Consider the following 23,532-nt stretch of genomic DNA (forward strand, 5'->3'; position numbering starts at 1 on the left):
CCGGGTTGGGGTGGAGGAGTGGGTGAGACGAGGCATGCCGCGATGACGTTGGGCGAATTGACTCGTCAGCTTCATGCACAGCTGATAGGGCAAGGTCGAGAGGGTGCGACGGCAACCGGCATCGCCATGGATCACCGACTTGTGAACGCTGGAGATATCTTCGCCGTGGTGCCGGGTGCCCACGTGGACCCACGCGTCTTTGTGCGCCAGGCCGAACACCAGGGTGCCATGGCGCTGCTGGTGACCGAGCCGGTGCTGGAGACGGCGCTACCACAGATTGTCGTCGAGCCTGCTCGCGTGCGCGATTGTGTCGCGCTGGCGAGTCAGCTTGTCTATGGAGAGCCCTCGAAACGACTCAAGGTTGTCGGTGTGACCGGTACCAACGGTAAGACCACCACGGTCTCGCTCGTCTCGGAGATGCTCAGTCTTCTCGGCTATGGGGTAGGCACGATGGGGACATTGTGGGGACGTCTCACGACACCGGAGGCCCCCGAGATCGCCCGCCGGCTCGCCACCTTCGTCGCAGAGGGGAGAAGCTACGCGGCGATGGAGATCTCCTCGATTGCGCTCTCCATGGACCGGGTCCGGTACCTCAACGTTGAGGTCGCTATGTTTACCAACCTGAGCCAAGACCATCTTGACTTTCACCCATCGATGGAGGAGTACTTCGCGGCCAAGGCTTCGCTCTTTCACCCAAGCTATGCCAAACTTGGGGTGATCAACGCCGATGACACGTGGGGACAGCGTTTGCTCGAGAGGGCCGAGATACCTGTCGTCGGTGTCTCCGATGCTGAGTTGAGCCAGATCACCCTTGGTCCTTATGGCTTGAGCTTCGATCTACGCGGTCATCGCTTTGCTGCACCGCTGATCGGGCACCATAACCTGGTGAATCTCCACATGGCGTTGATCGCCTTAGAGACCCTCGGGTTCGAGCTCCATGACTTGGTGGAGGTGGCTCGAGAGGTCCAGGCACCTCGGGGTCGACTCGAACGTGTCCCCAGTCGCCATGGATCGATCTTTATCGACTACGCCCACTCGCCAGGAGCGTTGGAACAGGTGTTAACGGCGGCACGGCTGTCGCTTGGCCGTGCCGGTAGACTCATGGTGGTTTTTGGTGCCGGCGGGGAGCGCGACCACGGGAAACGACCACTCATGGGCTCGACCGCGGAACGTCTTGCTGATGTCGTGATTATCACGAGCGATAACCCTCGCTCAGAGGACCCCCAAACCATCGCTGACGACATCGCGGCAGGATGGGTCGCTGCCACAAAGCCGCGGATCATTCTCGATCGTCGGTTGGCGATTCGTACCGCGGTGGATGAACTCTGTGACGAGGACGTCTTGGTCATCGCCGGCAAGGGACATGAGCGCAGCCAACGCATTGGATCAGCGAGTTATGACTTTGATGACTACGATGAGGCGTTACGGGCGGTGCTCGAGTTGCGGGATGGTGAACGTTGATCCCTATTCTCACCGGCAGCGGACTCGCGCTCATCATCGCTATCTTTGTCACCCCAATCCTGATCGATCGGCAGCGTTCGCGCGGCGTTGGCCAGCAGATCCGCGAGGATGGACCGAGTCGACATCTCGTGAAGGCAGGTACGCCGACGATGGGTGGCATCGCTATTCTCATCGCCATCGTGCTGAGCTATCTGCTTGTGCACATCCATCTCGGAGTGAGTTTTTCTCGCTCTGGAGTCCTTGTCGTCGGCGTCACCATCTTCTCCGGGATTATTGGGTTGATCGATGACCTACTCAAGGTTCGCAATCGCCGTAGCCTTGGCCTGACCAAGACGGCGAAGTTTGGCAGCCAAGTGCTGATTGCCATTGCCTTTGCGCTGCTGGCGCACTTCTGGGCCCATGTCCCGACGGCTATCTCGTTTGTCCGGCTGGGGAGCCTCAGTATCGGTCTCGGCACGGTGGGGTGGTGTATCTTTGCCGTCTTGGTCATTGTGGGTACCTCCAACGCCGTTAATTTGACGGATGGTCTCGATGGTCTTGCTGCGGGAGCGAGTATCTTCGCCTTTGCTGCCCTCGCGCTGATCTCCTACTGGATGTTCCGCCATGTCGTCGCCTATGGTGTTCATGATGCGCTTGACTTAGCAGTCTTGGCGATGTGTTTTGTCGGCGCAATTCTCGGTTTTCTCTGGTGGAATGCTCCGCCAGCCAAGATTTTTATGGGTGATGTGGGCTCGCTCGCTATCGGCAGCGGTCTTGGGGCCTTTGCACTCGTGCTACGGCTTGATCTGCTGCTTTTACTCCTCGGTGGCCTCTTTGTCGTCGAGACACTCAGCGTCATCGCGCAGGTCTTTTCCTTCCGCGTTTTTCATCGGCGAATCCTCAAGATGGCCCCTATCCATCATCACTTTGAACTCTATGGTTGGCCAGAGACGACCGTTCTGATTCGGCTCTGGATCTTTGCTGGTGTGGTGACGGCGATCGCGGTAGGGGCCTTCTATGCCGACTTCCTCTCGCTCGGAAGTTTTGGACGATGAACCTAGCTGGGGCTCGGGTACTGGTCGTTGGCTTTGGTGTCAGTGGGCTCGGCGCTGCAAAGGCCCTTGCGGATCGGGGAGCGCGGCTTTCGTTGGCTGAGGATAAGGCGAGACTCAGAGAAGCAGCATCACTTGGGGAGCAGAGGTTCGAACACAGTGGGACGATCGCTGAGCTACGCAGTGAGACATGGGACCTCGTGGTGGTGAGTCCTGGAATCTCGCCGGAACGGCTTGGGCTCGAACCCCTTGCGAACCGGGTGATCGGCGAACTTGAACTCGGTTGGCTGCTTGCGGATGCACCGGTCTCCGCCATCACCGGCACCAACGGCAAGACGACGGTGGCGACCTTGACGCAGATGATGCTCGGGTCAGAGGCAACACTGTGTGGGAACGCTGGAGTCTCCTTCGCAGCGGTGGCATGCTCGGGTGCGACACGATACGTAGTCGAGGCGAGCTCGTTCCAGCTCACCTGGGCACCGACGCTTGCACCAGCGTCCGCTACGTGGACGAACTTCACTCCTGATCATCTCGATTGGCACGGCACGCTGGAGGCCTATCGGCTCGCCAAAGCGAAGCTTTTTGCACAGCTCCCTCGCACAGGAGTGGCGATTCTCAACGCTGATGACCCGGTGGTTGAGGCGACCCTGCTTCCCGAGGGCGTTGCACGTAGGACCTTCTCGATGGAGGGACCGGCTGATTATCACGTCGCCAAGGGCAACCTGGTTGGTCCAGATGAGGTGGTGCTGACCTCGCTCGCATCGCTCGGGCGGGGTGGCCCGATCGGTGTCGCCAATGCCTTGACGGCATGGGCTACCGCCGATGCGGCGGGTGCTGATCCGGAGCGAGTGCGCGCGGTCTTAGAGGAGTTCCGGGGGCTCGAACACCGACAAGAACTCGTAGGCGAGTGGAACGGTATTCTCTGGGTCAATGACTCCAAAGCCACCACGCCGGTCGCGGCTGCGGCTGGGATCAGCTCCTTTACTCACGTCATTCTCATCGCTGGAGGACGGGGCAAGGGCCTCTCCTTCGAGCCGATGGCCGCCGTGGCGGACCGGGTGGGCCACTGCATCACCATCGGCGAATGCGGGCCCGAGATCGGTGAGCTTTTTCGTGCCCACGATGTCCCCACAACCATGGCGACCTCGATGCGCGAAGCGGTTGCCTTGGCGACCACCAAGGCCCAGGCAGGAGATGTGGTGTTGCTGGCACCTGGTGCGGCCTCCTTCGACTGGTATGACAGCTACGCCGTACGCGGACGCGATTTCAAGGCTGCGGTGAGAGAGTTGGCGGCTGGGGCGTTCCCGTCGAATGGGGTGTCGGCGTGATGTGTCGCCAGGAGGAGTTTTGTGCCCAAGAGCCAGGCAAAGAGCTAGGCCAACAAAGGGAGAGGGGGAAGCGGTGACGACCTACCTGCGCAGTGCCGTCGACAAGATTCGACTGCGGGCCGCGTTTTACTGGCTCGTGCTCATCCTGTTGACAGCTGGGGCCATCCTCGAGGTGGCCGCAGCCTATGTCGCCACTATCGCCGCGCATGCCTCCGTGACCTCCTTGATCGCCCATGAGCTCCTTTGGCTGGTGATCGGAGGATTGGCCTTTGTCGTCATGGCGGCGGTGCCGTTACGGGTCTGGTTGAAGCTCGCACCACTCATCTTGTTGGGTGCGGCCGCGATGTTGCTGGCGGTGATGCTTCCTGGTGTTGGCCGTAGTGTCGGAGGCGCGGATCGATGGTTTCAGTTTGGTCCGATTCAGGTGCAGCCGTCAGAGTTTGCCAAGCTCGCCCTCGTACTCTTTCTGGCTCGTCTTGTCACCAGCCGTCGTCCCACCCAGCTGGTTGGGCCCGTCATCGTCGTCACAGCCCTGATGGCGGGGGTGATTTTTCTCGAGCCGGACATGGGCACCGCGATGATCGTCTTCTCCCTCGGCCTTGGAGCACTCTATGTCGGTGGCGTACGGGGTCGCGCCTTGACGGTCGTGACGGGTGGCTCGGTCTTCATCGGAATCATTGGCGCCTTTTCGAGCACCTATCGTCGATTGCGGCTGCTCTCCTTTTTGCACCCGTGGAGATATCGAGCGAGTTACTCCTACCAAGAGGTCCAGGCCCTCAACTCGTTCGCGTCAGGTCATCTCCTTGGAACCGGATTGGGTACAGGCTTAGCAAACTGGGGGTATGTGCCCAATGCCCAAACTGACTTTATCTTTGCGGTGGTGGGCCAGGATTTTGGGCTATTGGGTTCGGTCGTCATTCTGTTGTGTATTGTTGCCTTGGTGATCGTGATGTTCCAACTGTCGGAGCACGTCACAGATCCTGCGGAGCGCGCGGTCATCTTCTTGATCGCTGTCTGGTTGATGGTACAGACGACACTCAACATCGGGGCAGTGATCGGCTTGTTGCCGGTGACGGGCGTTCCTCTCCCACTGATCTCTGCGGGAGGCTCCTCGACGGTGGTGACGCTCGCGGCCTTGGGCATCGTCAGTGGAGTCCTGCGTCGAAGGAAGATCGCGTGAGCCGAGTGGTTTGGGTGGTGGCTGGTGGAACCGCTGGCCATATCCATGCCGGCCTCTCCATGATCGAGGCCTTCGATGATGAGGTGCATCCGATCCTCATCACCACGGATCGCAAGGTCGACTATGAGGTGACGGCTGGTCTTGACATCGCTGTTGTGCGGGTCAGCGGGACTGGGCTGCCCCGAGGGCTCCGCCACATCGCTGCGGCGCTGATGACCAATAGTAAGGCCATCTCGGCAAACCTCTCGCTTCTTCGTTCCTTGCCTCGACCGGAGATCGTGATCAGTTTTGGTGGCTTCCATACGCCACTGGTCTCACTCCTCGCGCGTACACGCGGCGCTCGATCCTATCTACTCGAACAGAATGCTGCGCTGACGAGATCGAACCGTCTCGTTGGCCTCTGGTCAGCCGGCATCTTTCTTGCCTGGCCGGTACCGCTGCCAAAAGCGTGGCTTCGACGGGCTGCGGTGGTGGGCAACCCTCCCCGTCGTGAGGTCACCGAACTTACCGATAGAGAGGGTGTACGTGCCTCCTTGGGTTTTGGGGTCGACGATCTGGTGGTGGTAGTCACCTCTGGTTCCCTCGGCGCTCGAAGCGTCAATATCGCTGCGGTGGCGGCCGCGGAAGAACTCGTCGACCTGAGCCGTGTTAAGGTGGTTCATAGCATGGGTGCGAAGAATGGACTGAGTCAAGCGGAATCGCACGTGCGTAACCCCCGCTACCACGCGCTTGGATGGGACCCTGAGTTGTATCGCTATCTGATGGCAGCTGACCTTGTCGTCGCTCGTGCGGGGGCGAGTACGCTGACCGAGGTCGCTCTGTTCGGGTGCGCCTCGATCTTGGTGCCATTGCCGAACTCGCCCAATGATCATCAACGGCGCAATGCCGCTGTCTTTGCCCGTGCGGGTGCCTCCATGATCATCGAAGATGATGAGCTAACGGGATCGGAGTTGGCCAAGGCGATTCGGGGACTTGTCGAGGATGAGCCGCGGCGACTTCGTATGGCAACAGCCGCTAAGACGCTCGCCCATCCGGAGGCTGCACGGCTGATGTGGGAGGAGATGGTGAGACAATGAGTCTCCTTGATGGTGTACAACGGGTCCATATCGTCGGTGTTGGTGGAGCTGGCATGAGTGCGCTTGCCTCGTTGTTGCTCGAGGCCGGCTACTCCGTGACCGGCTCGGATCTCAAGGAGTCGGCGGTGATGGAACGGCTCCGCCTACTCGGCGCTACGGTGTTCCTTGGCCATGACCGTTTACATGTCCAGGGTGCACAACTCGTCGCCTACTCGAGTGCCATCGCTGCGAGTAATGTCGAGCTCGCTACGAGTGTGGCACTTGGCATACCGATAGCTTCCCGAGCCGAGCTGCTCGTGGCGCTCACGCAAGGGCGAGAGGTGATCGCGATCTCTGGAACCCATGGCAAGACGACCACTACCTCCATGATTGGCCTCTCCCTCGCCCAAGCCGGGTACAGTCCGAGCTATGTGATCGGTGCTGAACTCAACGAGGCTGGCGCTTCAGGGCACTATGGTTCTTCTGCGTTGATGGTGGTAGAGGCCGACGAGAGTGATGGTACCTTCTTAAAACTCGATCCTGCTTTGAGCGTGATCACCAATATTGAGCCCGATCACTTAGAGTTTTATGGCGACTTCGATCACCTGCAGGAGGCGTTCGTTCGTTTTGCTCGTCGATCGCAGCTTCCTCCGGTGCTCTGTGTGGAGGATCCGTTTCTGGCTGCACTTGCCGCGCAGATGGAGTGTCGCAGTTATGGATTTTCGGAGTCGGCGATGTACCAGATCAAGAACGTCTCGATGTCTCCGATGTCAACTGCCTTCGAGGTCTTCGAACACAAGCGACGGCTTGGCAGTGTCGAACTCTCGGTCCTGGGACTACACAACATTTTGAATGCCACTGCGGCGATCGCGGCCGTCGCGGCCATGGGCGTGACACTGGCCGAGATCGCCCCTTCACTCAGTCGTTACCTCGGTGTTTCGCGTCGTTTCCAACACCGTCGTGTCCTCGACTCCGTGCGGATAATCGATGACTATGCGCATCTGCCGAGTGAGTTGGTCTCGACGCTCGCAGCGGCCCGACAGCTCGGAGCACGGCGGGTGGTGGCTGTCTTCCAACCGCATCGGTATTCACGGACGCAGGCCATGGCTGAGGAGCTCGGTGAGGCGTTGGCGGGAGCCGATGTCGCGGTGGTCACCGATGTCTATGCCGCAGGGGAGGACCCTATCCCAGGCGTCAGTGGTGAGGCGGTCTATGAGGCGGCCCGCCGGGTACTTGGAGATCGAGCCCATTACTGCGCCTCTCGGCATGAGCTCGCCCTCGTCGTGCGTGGTCTGCTCGAACCGGATGACGTCTGTTTGACCTTGGGTGCTGGTGATATCACCATGCTCGATACCGAACTCGCGGATGTGTGGTAGCGCGGTGGCCGAAGGGCTCGCACGGACGATCGATCAGCTGAGGGCTGGTGGATTTTTTGTTCTTGAACAAGCTCCTTTCGGGGCGAGAACGACCTATCGGGTCGGCGGCGCGGCCGCTGCTGGCGTAGAGGTCGCCTCAGTTGAAGAGCTTGAGCGTCTCCGTGACATCCTGTCGCAGGGCGTGGCGAACATTCCTCTCTTTGTGCTCGGCCGTGGTTCGAATGTTCTCGTGGCTGACGGAGGCTTTCCTGGTTTGCTCATTACATTAGGGGCTGGGTTCTCCTGGTTGCAAACCCATGACAGCCAGGTCGAGCTCGGCGGAGCCTCCCCGCTTCCTGTCATGGCGCGTAGGATCGCCAAGCTTGGGCTCGATGGGTTCACCTGGGCGGTTGGTGTGCCAGGTAGCGTAGGGGGTGCAGTGCGGATGAATGCTGGTGGCCACGGCCATGTCCTAGCGGAAACGTTACAGTCGGCACTCCTTGTCGATCTTACGGCCGATGCGCCCCCCACGTGGCACTCCACCGCTGCCTTGGAGCTGGAGTATCGTTCCTCGGCAGTGGGTGCGAGCCAGGTCGTCATCGCCGCACGCTTTGCATTTGAAGCTGGTGATCCCCACGAACTTGCCGGCCAGTTGAGTGACATCGTCGCCTGGCGTCGTGCCCATCAACCAGGAGGGCAGAACGCTGGCTCGGTCTTTGTGAATCCGGAGCGCTCCCCGGCGGCGGTCTTGATCGAAGAGAGCGGTCTCAAGGGGTATCGATACCGGAGCGCGGCGGTATCGGCCAAACATGCAAATTTTATTCAAGCTGATCCGCAAGGATCGGCTGATGACGTCTTCCATTTGATGCAAGTTGTTCGTGAGCAAGTGGAACGCCGGACGGGTATTGAGTTGCGCTCAGAGGTCAGACTCGTCGGGTTTTCATAAGACCGAAAGGGAACCGCGTGACAGGAGGCAGCGATCGCAGAGACAATCAGGTCAAACGAGAGGCTCGATTGCACGTGTTACGCCACCTTTATCTCGCACATCGCAGTGGAGATCACCAACGACATGGATGGGCACCCTACCTGGCACTGGCCGCGAGGTGGTAGGTACACCCATGCCCAAACCTCAAGGTGTTCGCCAGCCAGCACGGCCCTGGAGATCGATGGTAGTGGCGGTCGTGGTGTTTGTAGTCGTGGTGGGCGCTGGCTGGCTCTACGCAGGACCGGTTCTACGCATTCGCTCGGTGACCGTTCTAGGTGGCACCGAAACCGAACGCCAGGCGGCGGTCGAACAGCTAAGCGAACGATTGGGCGGCCACCATGTCTGGTCGGTATCGACCCACGATGTCGACACTGGCCTCATGCTCCGGAACAGCCTCCATGGAGAGGTCCGTCTCCGCGCATGGGCCATCCGTTGGCCCTCTTCCTTGGAGGTAGAACTCTCCAGTCGGCTTCCCGAGGGCTATCTCGGAGACGGGTATGGGGTGACCAGTGCGGGTATCGTCATCTTGGCGCACTCCCCAAGACCGGGACGTTCGATCTCTTTATGTCCGCTCGTTCTGCGCACGCTGTCAGTGAGCTGTCCGTGGAGGCCCCAAGTCGGTGATGAGATACCGCTGCGATTGGCTACGGTGGTAGCGGCCATCGAGTCCGAGCACCTTCCCTCGTTGGGTGGTCAAACGACGGCGGTCTTTGCGCTGCATGGATCCGGAATTGTATTACGGTTGGGTGATTCTGTCGAATGTTTGCTGGGGCGAGGTCTTCATGCCCTCGCGGAGGTGAGCGCTTGTGGGCTCTTCGCCGCACCGGGGGCAGTTGTCGACGTGATTAACCCAAATAGTCCAGCGGTTCTCTTCAACGATCGTGTAGGCTAGTCAAATTCAGAGGTAGCGCAGAGGGTTATGCGACGAGCTGCCCGAATTTTATGTAATTGGAGGCCGTGTGGTGGTTCGAGCCAAGGTGCAGCGGAGGTGGGACGCGAGATGAGTGACGCGCAGAATTACATCGCCGTGATCAAAGTCGTCGGTGTCGGTGGTGGCGGCGGCAATGCCGTGAATCGGATGATTGAGGCTGGTCTCAAGGGTGTTGAGTTCATCGCGATCAACACCGACGCGCAGGCATTGTTGATGAGCGACGCTGATATTCGGCTCGATATTGGACGCCAGCTCACCCGTGGGCTCGGTGCAGGTTCGAACCCTGATATTGGGCGCTCGGCAGCTCAGGAACATAAGGATGAGATCCAGGAGGCACTCACCGGTGCTGACATGGTCTTTATCACCGCCGGCGAGGGTGGTGGCACAGGGACCGGTGGTGCCCCGGTCGTTGCGGAGATCGCTAGAGGGATTGGCGCGCTCACGATCGGTGTGGTCACACGACCCTTTGGCTTTGAGGGTAAGCGCCGAGCGACCCAGGCTGACGAGGGTATTGAGCGCCTGCGTGAGCATGTCGACACGCTGATCGTGATACCAAATGATCGGCTCTTGACGATCGCAAATGAGAAGACCTCAATGATCGCAGCTTTCCGGATGGCTGATGATATCTTGTTGTCAGGAGTCAAGGGGATTACCGATCTCATCACGACTCCGGGTGTCATCAACACCGACTTTGCCGACGTGCGGGCCATCATGGCCTCTGCGGGCACGGCCATCATGGGTATTGGTATCGCCAGTGGTGAGAACCGCGCGACGACGGCTGCGCGCAATGCGATCACCTCGCCGCTCTTTGAGACCTCGATCGATGGTGCGCAAGGTATCCTGCTGAACGTCGCTGGCGGCACTGATCTCGGTATTTTCGAGTTGAATGAGGCCGCCAATATCATCCAAAATGCTGCCTCAAGCGATGCCCTCATCATCGTCGGTAGTGTGATCGATGAGTCCATGGAGGACGAGGTCAAAGTGACGGTCATCGCTGCTGGCTTCGACGTCTGGGGAGAGGATACGCCAAAGCTTCGGGTTACGCCTCCACCTCCTAGTGAAGAACTTGATTTTGGCGTACCGGTGGTACCCCAAGAGCCAGTGCCGACTGAAGTCAACACGGATCCGGAGGATCCAGACGACGGCGACGTACCCTTCTTTCTCCGCTGATGATCGCGCTCTCGCTCCGTGAGAGTGGCGTGAGAGTGGCGTTCACCGATCGCATGGATGTCCCCTCTGAGGCCCTCGCGTTGATCGGTGGTGGTGGTCCACTGGCGCAACTGCAACAGGTTCACAGTGCAAGAGTGGTGGCCATCGACGACACCCTGGGCGAACCTGGGGCCGTTGAGGCGGATGGAATCTATGTTCCTGCTGGACACCATGCTCTGGCCGCCATCCGGACGGCAGACTGTCTCCCACTCGTGGTGGCCAACCGTAAGGGTGATGCCGTTGCCCTCCATGTCGGGTGGAGAGGGTTGGCCGCTGGAGTCGTCGAGGCGGGCCTCGCGCACCTTGGTGGTGATGGCCTCGTAGCGGTGATCGGCCCCCATATTCGATCTTGCTGTTACGAATTCCGTGGACCCGAGCGTTACGTGGTCGCTCACCGTTTCGGCGAGTCGAGTTTTGTGGGAGATAATCTCTCACTCGAGTCAGCCCTGTCGGGTCTCCTTGTGCAGCAGCGTGTTCGAGAGGTGCATTCAGTCGGTCACTGTACATTCTGTAATGATGCGTACCACTCCTATCGTCGCGATGGTACTGGTGAGCGTCAAATGACCTACGTCGGCGCTGGTGGCCACTGATGCCCGCCTACGAGCAGGTTGGGGAACGCTTGGCTGCGGTGAGAGACGAGATACGGCGTCATGGCGGTTCGGATGCGGTTCGGATCGTTGCGGTGACCAAGACCCATCCAGTCGAAGCGGTAGTGAGCGCGCTCGATGCTGGCTTGACCGATGTTGGTGAAAATTACGCGGAGGAGTTGGCGTCGAAGGCAGTCCAAGCTGAGCGTCTTGGCCTTCGGCCCCGCTGGCATTATCTGGGTGCTATTCAGCGGCGACGCCTCAAACTCATTTGTCAATATGCATCGGTGATCGAGACGATTTCGCGACCCTCCGAACTTGAGGGGTTGGCCAAACTCGATTATCGCGGTGACGTACTCATTCAGGTCGCTCCTCCAGGGCACCATGAGGGGCGCAACGGTGCCCAAGTCGACGAGGTCGCATCATTGCTGGCACTCGGTCGTGATCTCGAGGTTCGTGTGATCGGTTTGATGGGTATGGCGCTCCCCGGTACGGAGGAACAGACTCGGCGATACTTCGAGAGCGTCCGTCGTCTCGGGCAAGATTTGGGAATTCGGGAATATTCTATGGGAATGTCCGCCGATTACCAGGTGGCGGTCGCTCAGGGTGCTACTATGGTGCGGTTAGGTAGTGTTTTATTCGGGGCACGTGGTCAAGAGCGTGCTACGATAGAGCGTTAACGAGTGGGGTAGGAGGACAAATGCCGGGATTGAAGCGTGCGCTTGCGTGGCTAGGGATAACTGAGGACGACGAGATGGACGGAGAGGTTACCGATCTTGAAGGGTCGGTTCCACCAGTCTATGAACGGCGCGAGCAGGCTCCCCGCGTTCAGGTGGTCTCTGGCGGTGTCTCCAACGTGGCCGAGCAGCCTCGGGAGGATCCCCAAGAACATCGTGCCGCCGTGCTTCGCCCCTTTAATCCGCAGCCAGAGCGAGCAAAGATCCACCTCGTGCTTCCCACGAAATACGCCGATGTGCAGGAGATCGGCGATCGGATGAAATCTGATCAACCGGTGATTATTAATCTCGAGGGTGTGGATCGTGACCTGCGTCGCCGAATTATCGACTTCTCCTCAGGGCTTACCTACGCATTGGGTGGTAAAGTGAAGGAGATAAGTACGAGTGTGTATCTGCTCTCGCCGGCTCGTGTCGAGGTGGCCGATGAGGAGATGTTTCGCATGCGTCAGCGTACGGTAGCGAAGGGAGTTGGCCTGCATGGGTCTTAATGGGATCATCGTCGAACTACTAGAGCTCTATGTCATTGTGATCGTGCTCTATGTGGTCATGACGTGGTTCCCGGTTACGAACCCGGGTGGGCCGATGGATCGTTTCCGTTTCTTGCTCACCCGCCTATCGGAGCCGGTATTAAATCCGATTCGTAGGTTGATTCCGTCGGTGGGGGGTAGCTCGATTCGCTTCGACTTCGCGCCTCTCATCGTTATTTTGCTGATCGAGTTGATTTTGATCCCAATAGTCAGCCGGATCTAAGGTCGAAGCTGACTTCAATCGATAGATAACCTAGCAGCCACTGATTCGTTCCGATGGTGAGCGGTGGTGTGAGTGCTCGTAAGGGAGGGGTGCTGTGGACGCAAGTGCAGTCGATGCGCAAAAGATTCGCGAGGTAGAGTTTCGCGAGCGCATGAGAGGCTATCACCAAGAGGATGTGGACGAGTTTCTTGAGCAGGTAGCCAAGGGTGTTGAGGTACTTGAGACCCAACTCAGTCAGGCACGAGAGGAGCTCGCACGGCTCAAGGCAAATCCTCCTGCGGTCACGAGTAGTGGCGTACCTGCCGGTGGTGAGTTTGGCGATGACGTCATTCAAAGGACGCTGATTGTAGCACAGAAGGCAGCCGACCAGCTTCGCAGTGATGCGGAAAACGAGGCGCGCGAGATTCGCGCAGAGGCACAGCGCCAGGCAGAGCGTATTTTGGGTGAGGCGAGGACCACATCCAGACTCATCGAAGAGGAACGGCGCAAGAACTTGCTGGAGGAGCTCACACAGTTGGAGGGCGAGTTTGCTCGACGACAGGAACAGTTAGCGAATATCGTCAGCCGGGACCGTGCCGTTCGTCAAAGGATCACTGACGAGATCGGCGGTTTGTTATCGTTGGTGCGAGCCGCTGAGGTTCCCACTGGTGAGTCGCTCGCCACGACGGCGGCGCCAGGCGGCCTTCGTCCACGCGAGTTCGATGATGCTGAAGTTGAGGAACCGGCAACTGTCGCAGAGGTGCGTAATGTTGCGGACCTCCAAAATGGTGCAGATAGCACGCGGTATCAGCTTGCCGATGTGCCTTCGCAACCGGAGGAGCAGCACCCCGTTCAGGAGTTCGTGTTCGGTCATGACTTGAGCGGTGATGCTGCCGACGACGAACCCTTCATGCTCTGGCGCCAAGACGATTAATTCGGATCAATGGGTCGGGTCGTCGTGATCTGGTGCTCGGCTGTCCTGTAGCAGCACTACTGGTCGCAATTAGGCACCACTCGATCCTGATCTGGTCCTTGCCCGGTGCGAGTTGGGTACGATTTCCCGTTGGCTTCGATTCCCCGTTGGCTTCGATCCCCGGTGCAGTGTCGAGGCTCGACAGCGGTAGACGATCTCGCTGAGTCGGTACGGCGGTGTCAGGACCGGTGGCGGTATCGAGATGACCGAACAACGGGTCTTGTGCGCATCGGGATGTTAACACCTGGCGATCGAGGTAGTCTCCGACCAGCAGTATCATCACACCGACTCACAGTATGGTGCCGGTCAGCGCCGTTGGTTGGATCAGTTGCTCCGCCGTGGGGACTGTATGGTCGCGTGAATGCGATACAGCAGATGCGCGAGTCGGCGTGATTCGGTAAGGCTCCATGAGGGCTCGTGTCCGTTGGAGAAGGATGCAAAAACCTCGTCGACCATCGCTTGGTAGGGGTCACAGCCAGCGACGGCATGGTTTGTTACCTCACGGTTGGTCGTAACCGTCCAGGTCGTATCCTCAAGTCGAGGCGTGCAGACATGGTCCATCTCAATGGTTGCCTCACGGGTGAGAATGCGCAAGGCCTGTGACTCCCCGGTGATGAAGGAGGTGGTGAAGGTTGCGGCCACGCCACCGTCATAGGACAACAGGGCTTCGAGCGTGAGGTCAACCGGGTGTTCCTGCTCGGATGGCATTACGGTTGTCCAGATGTCTCTGGGCTCTGCACCCAGCAGCGAGATGATAGGGTAGATGGCGTAAATGCCGACATCGAAAAGGGAACCACCGCCGCGCGTAGCGTCAAGTCGATAGCCAGACAGTGGCGTTAAAGTGCCGGTAAACGTTGTTTGTACATTGATGACGGGACCGTAGCTACCGGCGGCGACCTGGCTGAGTACGGCACGGAGTCTCGGGTGATAGGAGCTCATGAAGGCCTCGCTGACCAGTATTCCGGTGTCAGCGAGCAGGTTGTCGAGGCGTGCGTAGTCGCCTTCGGTGAAGAACAACGGTTTTTCGCATAGTACGTGTTTGCCTGCTTCCACGGCGCGCTGGATGTAGGCGAAATGGAGATCGTTGGGGAGCGGGAGGTAGATCGCTTCCACCTCAGGGTCAGCGAGCATGGTGGCATAATCCCGATAGTGAGTTTCATCGGTGGTGAGCACCTGCGATGCGGTGGACAAAGACCGCGTGGTCCCTCCAAGAAGTCGCGTCCATGGGGAGCGCCGAAGAGCAGGTATCACTCCAGCCTGGGCGACATAACTGCCGAGACCACAGACGGCGACGTTCACCGTGGTGTGAGGGTCTGGATGCTGCCGAGCGCACTTGAGCGATGCGCAAGTTCGAGGACGCCGACGACCTCGCGTACCTGACCCGGCTGGACGGCGAGTGGTGTGCCAACCAGGAGGTGGTCGGCCAAGTCGCGGTGAAAGCCAAAAGTATCGGGAGGCAGTAACGCTGGGTGATAGTGACTGAGCCGTCCTGGTCCTTCGTAGAGGGCGACTTGGAGAGCGACAGGCGCCTCCGCGTAGTGATAACGATCAACCTGGTAGCCGGTTACCGGTGCCACACGTGGCTGCTCAAACGGCATGTAGTTGCCCACAATGGTACCCTCAGTGCCCTGTACGTAGAACTTGGGCCGCCGGAAACCGTCGAGTTCGCTTTGGAAGAAGGTGGCCTCTCTTCCGCCAGTGAACTGCAGATGAATGCGTAGTTGGTCCAGATTTGTCATCTCGTGCCAACGAGATTTGTGTCCGAAGGCGAAGATGCGTTCAGGTGCAGTCCCATAGAGTTGGTGAATCCAGTCGATGTGATGTGCACCCCAATCGTAGGCGAGCCCGCCGGATACGGTTGCATCGGAGTGCCAAGCGCGACAGGGGTGGTCAAAACCGCCAACTGAGGTTTCGATGTTGAACACGTCTCCAATGACTCCGCGGTCGAGAAGATCCACGAGGGTACGGTAGTCCTGGTCCCAGCGGCGGTTCTGGTGGACGGTGAGGACTCGTTCGTTGCTTTCGGCGACGTCGATGAGCTTGTCGGCTTCATCAGTGGTGAGGCAGAGAGGTTTTTCGACCACCACGTGCTTACCACCCTCCAGTGCCTGCAGCGCCAAATCGAAGTGGGTGTTAGGTGGAGTAGCGATGATGGCGATGTCGGTGATGGAATCACGGAACATTTCAGCGGCGCTACGGTAGCCGATCAGATTTGGGAAGTCCTGTTGTGCCTGAGTGAGCCGAGCAGGGTTGGCATCAACTGCGGTGACGAGCTGGAGTCCCGGAGTTTCCTGGGCACCGGTGCCATGATAGAGCCCCATGCCGCCATAGGGTCCATAACCGATCACCCCAATGCCGAGCGTGTCATGCTTGCGTGATGGAGGCGTCGCAATCAGCAGTTCCATCGTGCGTTCGAGCCAGGAATGACTGCCGGCAAGGGCTTCGAGGTCGAGGCCAATGATCGTCAATTGACCCTTGCCGAGCGTTTGCTGACTTGCGACTACATGATCACTGAGCGCAATGTTGACCGTCAAAAGCGTGGTGGCATCATCGGGTGGGGTGAAGGTGGTGATGGCGGTTCGAACGGAGAACTCATCTGGGGTACGCGTTAACGGGCTGAACGCGTGATTGGGTGTGACCATCCACTCACCCCATGGGGCGGCCTTCTGATGACGATAGTTGGGTAGTGATTGGAGTAGCTTCGCACCGTGGAGTTGGTTGATAAGAACAAAAACACTTGCGCCCTCTTGGATGGCACGCAATGCCGATGGTGTCAGTGTCTCCGGCTCAACGAGTACAGCAGGCTGGCCAAAGGAGAGAGCATCTGGGGAGTCAAGGACCTGGACGCCTTTTCGCCAGCTTGCTCGTTCCAGTAGGGCTATGGTTGATCGTTGGTTTGCTGGTACCATCATGGGATTATCCTCTCAAGGGTTGCTCTAGCATTCAGGTTTGTCAACGCCGGGGATAGGTAAAGGCTTCCCGAGACACCCAGTTAGGTTCTACCGTGTGGGCCTCGGTTGTAGCTACGCCGAGGCGAGTTCGCTCGTGATCACGATCGTGAGTCCATCCAATTCGAGGGTGGTGGATCTAGTCGAGGTCACCTCGTCACGGACGACCTCAAGCGTAGCTGCAAGGGTTTGGGCGGTAATGTCGGCCGCGTGCGCCCCAAGTGCCTTGCTGAGCCGGTGGTTCGGATCTGCTAGGCCGATAAGGAGGTCGATTCGGTCGCTGACGTCATAGCCTGAGTCCTTGCGGTGTTGTTGGATCGCACGGATGAGATCGCGAGCAAGACCCTCGAGTTCGAGGGACTCGTCGGTGATGAGATCCAGTGCGACGACCGTCGTTCGGTCGTCGAGGACACGCATGGAGCTAGGATCGGTTGGTTCGAGGGTGAGCGAGTACTCGCCTGGCGCAAGGCTGATGCCGGCCACGACCGGATTCTCATTGTCCATGACGTAGTCCCCCTCCCGGACGGCCCGGATCACCTGTTGGGTGACGGCACCGATGCGTGGGCCCAGTAGGGCTGGGTTGACGGTGAGCCGTTGGTGAGCGAAACGATCGAAGTCGTTGGTGACGTGTACCGCTTTCACATTGGTCTCTGCTTTGATGAGGTCGACGTAGGGCGCTAGATCCCGGTCGACCAAGCTGGCGACGGTGATGGAGCGCAGTGGAAGGCGAGCTCGATGGCCGGTTGCTTTGCGAATGCTGTGGACCTGGGAGCAGATCTCGCGCACCAGCTCCATCTCCTCTACGAGCTGAGGATTGCTCGCTCCAAGCGAGGTGGCTGATGGCCAGTCGGCGAGATGTACACTGCGTGCTCCTGTGAGTGAACGATAGAGGTGTTCGCTCAGCATCGGGAGTAGCGGTGCGGTCAGAGTGGCGAGGTTCTCCAACACGGTGTGAAGGGTATTGTAGGCCTGTTGCTTGCTGACATCGATCTCTGGTGCGCTGCCTTTGGCGGCCCAGAAACGATCACGGCTACGTCGAATGTACCAGTTGTTGAGAGCATCGAGGAACTCCTCGATACGGCTGGTAGCTCGAGAGAGGTCAAAACGATCAAGGGCATCCGTCACCTCGGTGGTGAGCTGATAACTCTTTGCAAGGATATAGCGGTCGAGCAGGTGATCTGAGGAGATCGCAAAGTGTCCTCGGGTCCCGTCTGCATCGGCGTACAGCGTCAAAAATGAGAAGGCATTCCAGATCGGGTTGATGACACGCTTGACGGTGTCAAACATGGCCTGACGCTCCAGTAGCATCTCCTGTCCACGAAGGACCGATGACGAGAGCAAAAACCAGCGCATGGCGTCGGCGCCGATCTCTTCAAAGACCTCCCATGGGTCTGGAAAGTTTTTGAGCCGCTTGGAGAGCTTGCGTCCATCATTCCCAAGGAGAATGCCATGCGCCATGCAATGCCTAAAGGGTGGCGAATCAAAGAGTCCGACGGAGAGCACGTGCAAGGTATAAAACCAGCCCCGCGTCTGCCCGATGAATTCAACGATAAAGTCAGCCGGAAAGTTCTCTTCAAACTCCTGACGATGTTCGTACGGGTAGTGAAGTTGGGCAAAAGGCATCGATCCCGACTCGAACCAGCAATCAAGGACATCGGGTACGCGTCGCATCATGGAGCGACCCGAGGGATCGTCAGGGTTTGGACGCACGAGTTCATCAATGCCGGGCCGATGCAGATCCCCAGGACGGACACCGAAGTCCGCCTCGAGCTCATCGAGCGAGCCGTAGACGTCGATCCGTGGGTAGTTGGGATCGTCGCTCTTCCATACTGGAATGGGTGAACCCCAGTAACGATTGCGGGTGATAGACCAATCGCGCGCACCCTCGAGCCACTTCCCAAAGGCCCCGTTTTTCACGTGTTCAGGAACCCATTCAATCTCTTGGTTGAGCTCCAGCAGACGAGATTTGATGGCGGTGACATCGACGAACCAGGAACTCACCGCCTTGTAGATCAACGGAGTGTCGGTCCGCCAGCAGTGCGGGTAGCTATGCTCATAGGCCTTTGCCTCAATGAGGACACCCTGTTCGTTCAGGTAGGTCTTGATCGCCTCGTTTGCTTCAAAGACTTGCGTGCCTTCGTACCAACTCACTTCGTGGGTATAGCGGCCCTTTTCATCGACTGGGCAGACCACGTCGATCGAGGCAACGGCACAGGCCTGTTGGTCCTCTTCGCCAAAGCCCGGCGCCATTTGTACGATACCCGTTCCCTCGTCGATCGTGACGAAGGCGCCTTCGATGACGCGAAAGGCATTCTTCGCTTCGGCGAAAAAGGGGAAGAGGGGGACGAAGGGGCGGCCCAAAAGGCGTTCTCCCATGACGGTGGTGAGGATCTGTGGATCTGCGAAGCGATCCTGGTAGGCACTGAGACGATCGGCGGCCATCACAAAGACGCGGGGGTCAGCACCATCGCGAAAAAGCACGTATTCGAAGTCTGGGCGTACGGCAAGGGCAAGATTTGAGGGCAGCGTCCAGGGGGTGGTTGTCCATGCGAGGAGGTACAGCTCACCCTCGAGGAGAGGAGTAGCTCCTGCGTCGCTCTCGGTGCTAGCTGGGAGGCGGAAGGCCACCGTGATGGCTGGGTCGATACGGGGACGGTAGGAGTCGTCTTGGCGTGTTTCGAAGTTTGACAGCGGTGTCTCGCACTCCCAACAGTAGGGGAGTACGCGGTAGTTCTCATAGACGAGACCCTTCTCATGAAGCCGCTTGAAGGCCCAGATCACCGATTCCATGAAACTCACGTCCATCGTCTTGTAGGAATCGATGAAATCGACCCAACGAGCCTGTCGCGTCACATAACGGAACCATTCATCGGTGGTGCGCTGGACGAGCGAACGGCAGTGGTCGTTGAAACGATCGATGCCGAGCTGTTCGACCTCGTCACGACCGCTTACGCCGAGCTCTTTTTCTGCCGCCATCTCAGCGGGAAGGCCATGACAGTCCCAACCAAAGCGTCGTTCCACCACCTTGCCCTTCATGGTCTGGTAACGGGGGATTGCATCTTTCACGAATCCAGTGAGGAGGTGGCCATAGTGGGGAGACCCGTTGGCAAAAGGAGGGCCGTCGTAGAAGACAAAAGCCTTACCGCCGCTAGCTCGACGTTGGGCAATCGAAGCCTGAAAGGTGTCATCTCGTTCCCAAAAGGCGAGAATCTCGTGCTCTAGCGTTGGCAGGTTGAGGGCACCAGGCTGATGTGGGTAAGAGTTCTTTTCTTCGCGGTCGCTCATGCATTTACGCTAGTCGGCGTAGGGAAGTGCTCTGTTCGTGGTCCGCCCCTGCACGACGCGGCGCAGCTGCTGGGGCGATAAGTGATTCGATCGGCGGCTATGCTTGGCTCACCTCTGCCGTTCGTGCGTTGATGGCGGCTAGAGTAGAGCGATTCAAATGGGCAGTACGGTGGTTCGTACCGCGGTGCTCCGTAATAGATTGGAATGACGATGGCGAAGACGACGCAAGAGCAGAGCAATTCTATTGATCCCGTCGAGGCGTACCTTAATCTCGATGATGAGACGATCGAAGCCCTTAGCGATGAAGACTTCGTGGCTCAGCAGCGCCTCCTTCTCGAGACGGAACGGGCTCACTATCGCGAGCAGGCAGCACAACTGCGGGCGGAAGCGGACAGCATGGTGCAAAATAATGAGCCTGCCGAAGTTCAGTTCGATGAGGAGTCTGGTGAAGGGGGAACGACCGCCATTGATCGGGAGCGAGACCTTGCCTTAGCAGGCTCGGCGCTCGCGGCGATCGAAGAGGTTGATCTGGCGCTCAGGAAGATGGATCGCGGCGTCTATGGACTCTGCGAGAGCTGTAAGCAGCCGATCCCTCGTGCACGGCTTCGAGCACTTCCTTTTGCGCGGCTCTGTGTCCGTTGTAAAGAGGGTGGTTTGCCGCGAAGTCGATGACAAGCCTTCGGTCGCGAGCACTAACCGTTGGTGCGGTGGTGCTGTTGGTGATCTTGATCGATCAGGCCACCAAGACTTGGGCAGAGAATGCCCTGAGACACGGGCCAATCGATATTCTTGGTCCGATCAAGTTCGAACTCACCTTCAACTCGGGGTTTTCGTTCTCCATCGGTCAGGGGCACCCACTGCTGATCACGGTCGCCGCCGTGGTGCTCGCTATCGCGGTTGGTGGCTACGCACTGATGACGCCATCGCGTCTCAATCGGATTGCGGCCTCTCTGGTCACAGGGGGGGCGCTCAGTAACGTATCGGATAGGCTCTTTCGGCATAACCATGGAGCGGTGATTGATTTCATCCGCTTTCCGCACTGGCCTATCTTCAACCTCGCTGATTCCGCGATCACGGTGGGGGTTGTTCTTCTTCTGATCGCTGGAGTAATCGATGGACGCCATGAACGTTCTCAACGTTGAGGTAGGGGACACGCTCACCCAAGAACGTCTTGATCGCGCGGTTTCGGTCGTCGGCGACGTCTCGCGGTCGATGGCCGGAAGGATGATCGACCAGGGGTTGGTCTCGGTCAATGCTCGAGTACTGCGTGACAAGTCGCACCGGCTTGATCATGGTGATCACCTTAGGATCGACCTTGCTCCAACCGCGCAGCAAGATCGTCTCCGCATCCCGTTGCCGCTCCTCTACTTTGACGAGGCAATGTTTGTGGTGGATAAGCCAGCAGGACTTATTGTGCACGCGACGACGCTCAACGATGCCACTCCGACCCTAGCGAGTGCGGTGGTGGCGTTGGATCCAGCGGTGACCGGTGTGGGTGACGAACCATCGCTACGACCGGGCATTTACCAACGCCTCGATAAGTCGACGTCAGGGGTCATGGGCGTCGCACGGACCGATTCGGCCTTCCGAGTGCTCAAGGAGCAAGTCGCCGCCCACGCAATGCGTAGGACCTACCGAGCGCTCGTCGAGGGAGAGCTTGCGGAGGAGGAGGGCGTTATCGATGCCCCACTTGGTCGCGACCAGAGAAGTCGCACGCGGATCGCCGTCATCGCTGAGGGGCGACGCGCGGTGACACGGTTTCGGGTCATCGAGCGGCTCCAGGGGTATACCTATGTGGAACTTACTCTAGAGACAGGCCGTACGCATCAGATTCGCGTTCATATGAGTGCGATCGGGCATCCCTTGGTCGGGGATCAAACCTATGGAGGTGGGAGCAGACTCCTGCGGGACCGCGTCTTCTTGCACTCCTCTGTGCTTGCCCTTACCCACCCGTCCAATGGGCTTCCCCTGGAGATCCAGTCAGCACTCCCGCCCGAGCTAGTCAAGGTTTTGGCGGAAGTTCGGTTGCCGATGGAGCAGCCGGAGTCACGTCCCGATCTGTCAAGGGAGACGATTTCCTAACGTCGCGATCCGGTCATCGAGAGCTTGTGTGGTGATCGGGCTCTATGGGTAGCGCTAGGACGACTCGTGCGGCTCACCCACGTGGGCAGACATCTGACGGTTCGGCCAGTGGCTTCCGTGGAACTAGTGACTTCCGTGCAGAAGGACCCAAGGCCCGACCGGGCCTGACAGATCCGCTGGGAAGGTATTGTCCAACAACACCATCACACGATCGGCGGCGTTACCCCAGCAGAGGTCAGGCTGCAGATGTCTTCAGGGCAGGATGATCCGCTAGGCGACTGAGTGCAGAAGCTTCAAGCCTGCGGGCCCTTCGCGGTCCAATACCAAGCATCCTGGCCGTAGCCTCAAGGGACGCAGGCCGATCGCCGTTGAGGCCAAAACGGAGGGTGACCACGTCTCGCTCAAGTTGGTCGAGCTCTTGGACTGCCTTGCGTAGCATCTCGCGGGAGATGGAGTCATCGATGTCGTCTTCAAAGGAGGTATCCGGCCCGACGACTAGATCTCCAAGACTGGTCTCTCCTTCAGGCCCTACGGCTTGATCGAGGCTTGCGACGACACGTGCCGCATGACGGACGTCCGCCAATTGGGAATGCGAAAGGTTCGACGCCACTGCAATCTCGTCCTCGGTTGGAGGGCGACCGAGGTCGGCAGCGAGCTCACGGGAGACGTTATCGACTCGACGCGAACGTTCCGCAGCCTCCATCGGGAGTCGTATGGCCTGTCCATGGTTGTGCACTGCCCTCTGTAACGACTGGCGCACCCACCATGTCGCGTAGGTGGAGAACTTGAATCCACGGCGCCAATCGAACTTCTCGACGGCACGGATGAGCCCAAAGGTGCCCTCTTGGATGAGATCAGAGAGCTCCACTCCTCGATCCTGGTAGCGGCGAGCCCAGTGAACAACCAACCGTAAGTTCGCTGCCACCATCTCCACCTTGGCTTCTTCATCGCCATCGCGCACACGTTTGGCCAACTCCACCTGTTCGGCAGAGGAGGGGAGTGGGTGCTTTGCGAGATCGTCGAGGAAGAGGCGAATGGAGTCGGCACCGAGCCCAGCCGCGGCCAAGGCCGTATCGACCTCGGCTTGCGCTGAACGGCGACGCCCCTTTGCCTCACTCGTCACTGCTGTCGTTTGCTTGTTCGCCATCGCTATCTCTTCTCATTCATATGTACGTTTGGAAACTCCTCAGTATGCCAACAACCACTGCATGCCCAACAACCACTGGAAGCGTGGCCACCATATGGCAACGCACACCATAGAACTATCGTATCAAAAATTTGCCGGATATTCAAGGTCGTGCTGAAAAATTGGCACAAAGTTCTATCGGCACGCATGAGGCCGTGAGTTGAGCAGTGAGTCCAACATCCTTGGGATTCGATTATAGTCGGTGGACCCCGACCGCCCCACACGTCCAGGGTATCCAGCCCCAGGCGCAACCGACGTGATCGGTGCGCCCGCCGTTGCAACTGGAATATCGTTCCTTCAGGCAGTGTTAAGACAAATATCAGGTAAACGAGTTAGGCTGTGCAAAGAGTAGTAACAAGGGCGGTTACCGGTTTCGGACCAACAGGAAGGTTGTGAGCAGCGAGAAGGTTGTGAGCAACGAGACTTCTTGAGGGTATCCTCTCGAACGGGGATCATTTGGCGAGTGGTGG

At 58.8% G+C, this 23,532-nt stretch carries 21 protein-coding genes; 17 read left to right on the top strand and 4 right to left on the bottom strand.

The features are described from left to right. Positions 1–42: 42 nt before the first annotated feature. The 14 genes from M7Q83_RS07795 to M7Q83_RS07860 all read left to right on the top strand — a co-directional run bounded on the left by M7Q83_RS07795 (position 43) and on the right by M7Q83_RS07860 (position 13,522). Positions 43–1,461 carry a UDP-N-acetylmuramoyl-L-alanyl-D-glutamate--2,6-diaminopimelate ligase gene (locus M7Q83_RS07795; RefSeq protein WP_298337060.1) on the top strand — a complete coding sequence of 473 codons (1,419 nt, stop codon included), beginning with the start codon at positions 43–45 and terminating at the stop codon, positions 1,459–1,461. After that, entirely contained in the window at positions 1,458–2,495 is a 1,038-nt protein-coding gene (mraY, locus tag M7Q83_RS07800) for a phospho-N-acetylmuramoyl-pentapeptide-transferase (protein WP_298337062.1), read from the top strand. Before M7Q83_RS07795 ends, mraY begins: the two co-directional genes overlap by 4 nt. After that, positions 2,492–3,820, top strand: a complete 1,329-nt coding sequence (gene murD / locus M7Q83_RS07805; protein ID WP_298337064.1) for a UDP-N-acetylmuramoyl-L-alanine--D-glutamate ligase — start codon at positions 2,492–2,494, stop codon at positions 3,818–3,820. Before mraY ends, murD begins: the two co-directional genes overlap by 4 nt. Positions 3,821–3,893: 73 nt before the next feature. Further along, positions 3,894–5,000 (top strand): FtsW/RodA/SpoVE family cell cycle protein, encoded by a 1,107-nt coding sequence (locus M7Q83_RS07810; protein WP_298337066.1) that lies wholly within the window; start codon positions 3,894–3,896, stop codon positions 4,998–5,000. Continuing rightward, entirely contained in the window at positions 4,997–6,076 is a 1,080-nt protein-coding gene (locus M7Q83_RS07815; RefSeq protein WP_298337068.1) for a UDP-N-acetylglucosamine--N-acetylmuramyl-(pentapeptide) pyrophosphoryl-undecaprenol N-acetylglucosamine transferase, read from the top strand. Before M7Q83_RS07810 ends, M7Q83_RS07815 begins: the two co-directional genes overlap by 4 nt. Then, entirely contained in the window at positions 6,073–7,431 is a 1,359-nt protein-coding gene (gene murC, locus M7Q83_RS07820; RefSeq protein ID WP_298337070.1) for a UDP-N-acetylmuramate--L-alanine ligase, read from the top strand. The genes M7Q83_RS07815 and murC overlap by 4 nt, the downstream gene beginning before the upstream one ends. 4 nt (positions 7,432–7,435) lie before the next feature. Next, entirely contained in the window at positions 7,436–8,356 is a 921-nt protein-coding gene (gene murB / locus M7Q83_RS07825) for a UDP-N-acetylmuramate dehydrogenase (protein WP_298337073.1), read from the top strand. A gap of 172 nt (positions 8,357–8,528) precedes the next feature. Then, positions 8,529–9,287: a hypothetical protein gene (locus M7Q83_RS07830; RefSeq protein WP_298337075.1), complete on the top strand. Its 759-nt coding sequence runs from the start codon at positions 8,529–8,531 to the stop codon at positions 9,285–9,287. A gap of 108 nt (positions 9,288–9,395) precedes the next feature. Further along, positions 9,396–10,496 carry a cell division protein FtsZ gene (ftsZ, locus tag M7Q83_RS07835; RefSeq protein ID WP_298337076.1) on the top strand — a complete coding sequence of 367 codons (1,101 nt, stop codon included), beginning with the start codon at positions 9,396–9,398 and terminating at the stop codon, positions 10,494–10,496. Positions 10,497–10,531: 35 nt separating this feature from the next. Continuing rightward, positions 10,532–11,125 (top strand): polyphenol oxidase family protein, encoded by a 594-nt coding sequence (locus M7Q83_RS07840; RefSeq protein WP_298337078.1) that lies wholly within the window; start codon positions 10,532–10,534, stop codon positions 11,123–11,125. Next, a complete protein-coding gene (locus M7Q83_RS07845) occupies positions 11,125–11,802 on the top strand; it encodes an alanine racemase (protein WP_298337079.1) in 678 nt (225 codons plus the stop codon). The genes M7Q83_RS07840 and M7Q83_RS07845 overlap by 1 nt, the downstream gene beginning before the upstream one ends. A gap of 20 nt (positions 11,803–11,822) precedes the next feature. After that, positions 11,823–12,347 (top strand): cell division protein SepF, encoded by a 525-nt coding sequence (locus M7Q83_RS07850; RefSeq protein WP_298337081.1) that lies wholly within the window; start codon positions 11,823–11,825, stop codon positions 12,345–12,347. Continuing rightward, positions 12,337–12,609, top strand: a complete 273-nt coding sequence (locus M7Q83_RS07855) for a YggT family protein (RefSeq protein ID WP_298337083.1) — start codon at positions 12,337–12,339, stop codon at positions 12,607–12,609. The genes M7Q83_RS07850 and M7Q83_RS07855 overlap by 11 nt, the downstream gene beginning before the upstream one ends. Positions 12,610–12,703: 94 nt before the next feature. Further along, entirely contained in the window at positions 12,704–13,522 is an 819-nt protein-coding gene (locus tag M7Q83_RS07860) for a DivIVA domain-containing protein (protein WP_298337085.1), read from the top strand. Positions 13,523–13,885: 363 nt separating this feature from the next. Here the strand turns inward: M7Q83_RS07860 and M7Q83_RS07865 are convergent, their stop codons facing one another. The 3 genes from M7Q83_RS07865 to ileS form a co-directional block, all read right to left on the bottom strand. Next, positions 13,886–14,860 (bottom strand): Gfo/Idh/MocA family oxidoreductase, encoded by a 975-nt coding sequence (locus M7Q83_RS07865; protein ID WP_298337087.1) that lies wholly within the window; start codon positions 14,858–14,860, stop codon positions 13,886–13,888. Continuing rightward, positions 14,857–16,473 carry a Gfo/Idh/MocA family oxidoreductase gene (locus tag M7Q83_RS07870; RefSeq protein ID WP_298337089.1) on the bottom strand — a complete coding sequence of 539 codons (1,617 nt, stop codon included), beginning with the start codon at positions 16,471–16,473 and terminating at the stop codon, positions 14,857–14,859. Before M7Q83_RS07870 ends, M7Q83_RS07865 begins: the two co-directional genes overlap by 4 nt. A 111-nt stretch (positions 16,474–16,584) precedes the next feature. Beyond that, positions 16,585–19,794, bottom strand: a complete 3,210-nt coding sequence (gene ileS / locus M7Q83_RS07875) for an isoleucine--tRNA ligase (protein WP_298337092.1) — start codon at positions 19,792–19,794, stop codon at positions 16,585–16,587. A gap of 210 nt (positions 19,795–20,004) precedes the next feature. Between ileS and M7Q83_RS07880 the strand changes: the two genes are divergently transcribed. Genes M7Q83_RS07880 through M7Q83_RS07890 form a run of 3 tightly spaced genes read left to right on the top strand, consistent with a single transcriptional unit; the run spans position 20,005 to position 21,876 of the window. Beyond that, on the top strand, positions 20,005–20,466 hold the full coding sequence (locus tag M7Q83_RS07880) for a TraR/DksA C4-type zinc finger protein (protein WP_298337094.1): 462 nt from the start codon (positions 20,005–20,007) through the stop codon (positions 20,464–20,466). Beyond that, on the top strand, positions 20,463–20,936 hold the full coding sequence (gene lspA, locus M7Q83_RS07885) for a signal peptidase II (protein ID WP_298337096.1): 474 nt from the start codon (positions 20,463–20,465) through the stop codon (positions 20,934–20,936). Before M7Q83_RS07880 ends, lspA begins: the two co-directional genes overlap by 4 nt. Further along, on the top strand, positions 20,917–21,876 hold the full coding sequence (locus M7Q83_RS07890) for an RluA family pseudouridine synthase (RefSeq protein ID WP_298337098.1): 960 nt from the start codon (positions 20,917–20,919) through the stop codon (positions 21,874–21,876). The genes lspA and M7Q83_RS07890 overlap by 20 nt, the downstream gene beginning before the upstream one ends. A 235-nt stretch (positions 21,877–22,111) precedes the next feature. Here the strand turns inward: M7Q83_RS07890 and M7Q83_RS07895 are convergent, their stop codons facing one another. Further along, positions 22,112–23,023 (bottom strand): sigma-70 family RNA polymerase sigma factor, encoded by a 912-nt coding sequence (locus M7Q83_RS07895; RefSeq protein ID WP_298337100.1) that lies wholly within the window; start codon positions 23,021–23,023, stop codon positions 22,112–22,114. Between the last annotated feature and the right edge of the window lie 509 nt (positions 23,024–23,532).

This window comes from Ferrimicrobium sp. (assembly GCF_027364955.1).
Classification (GTDB): Bacteria; Actinomycetota; Acidimicrobiia; order Acidimicrobiales; family Acidimicrobiaceae; genus Ferrimicrobium.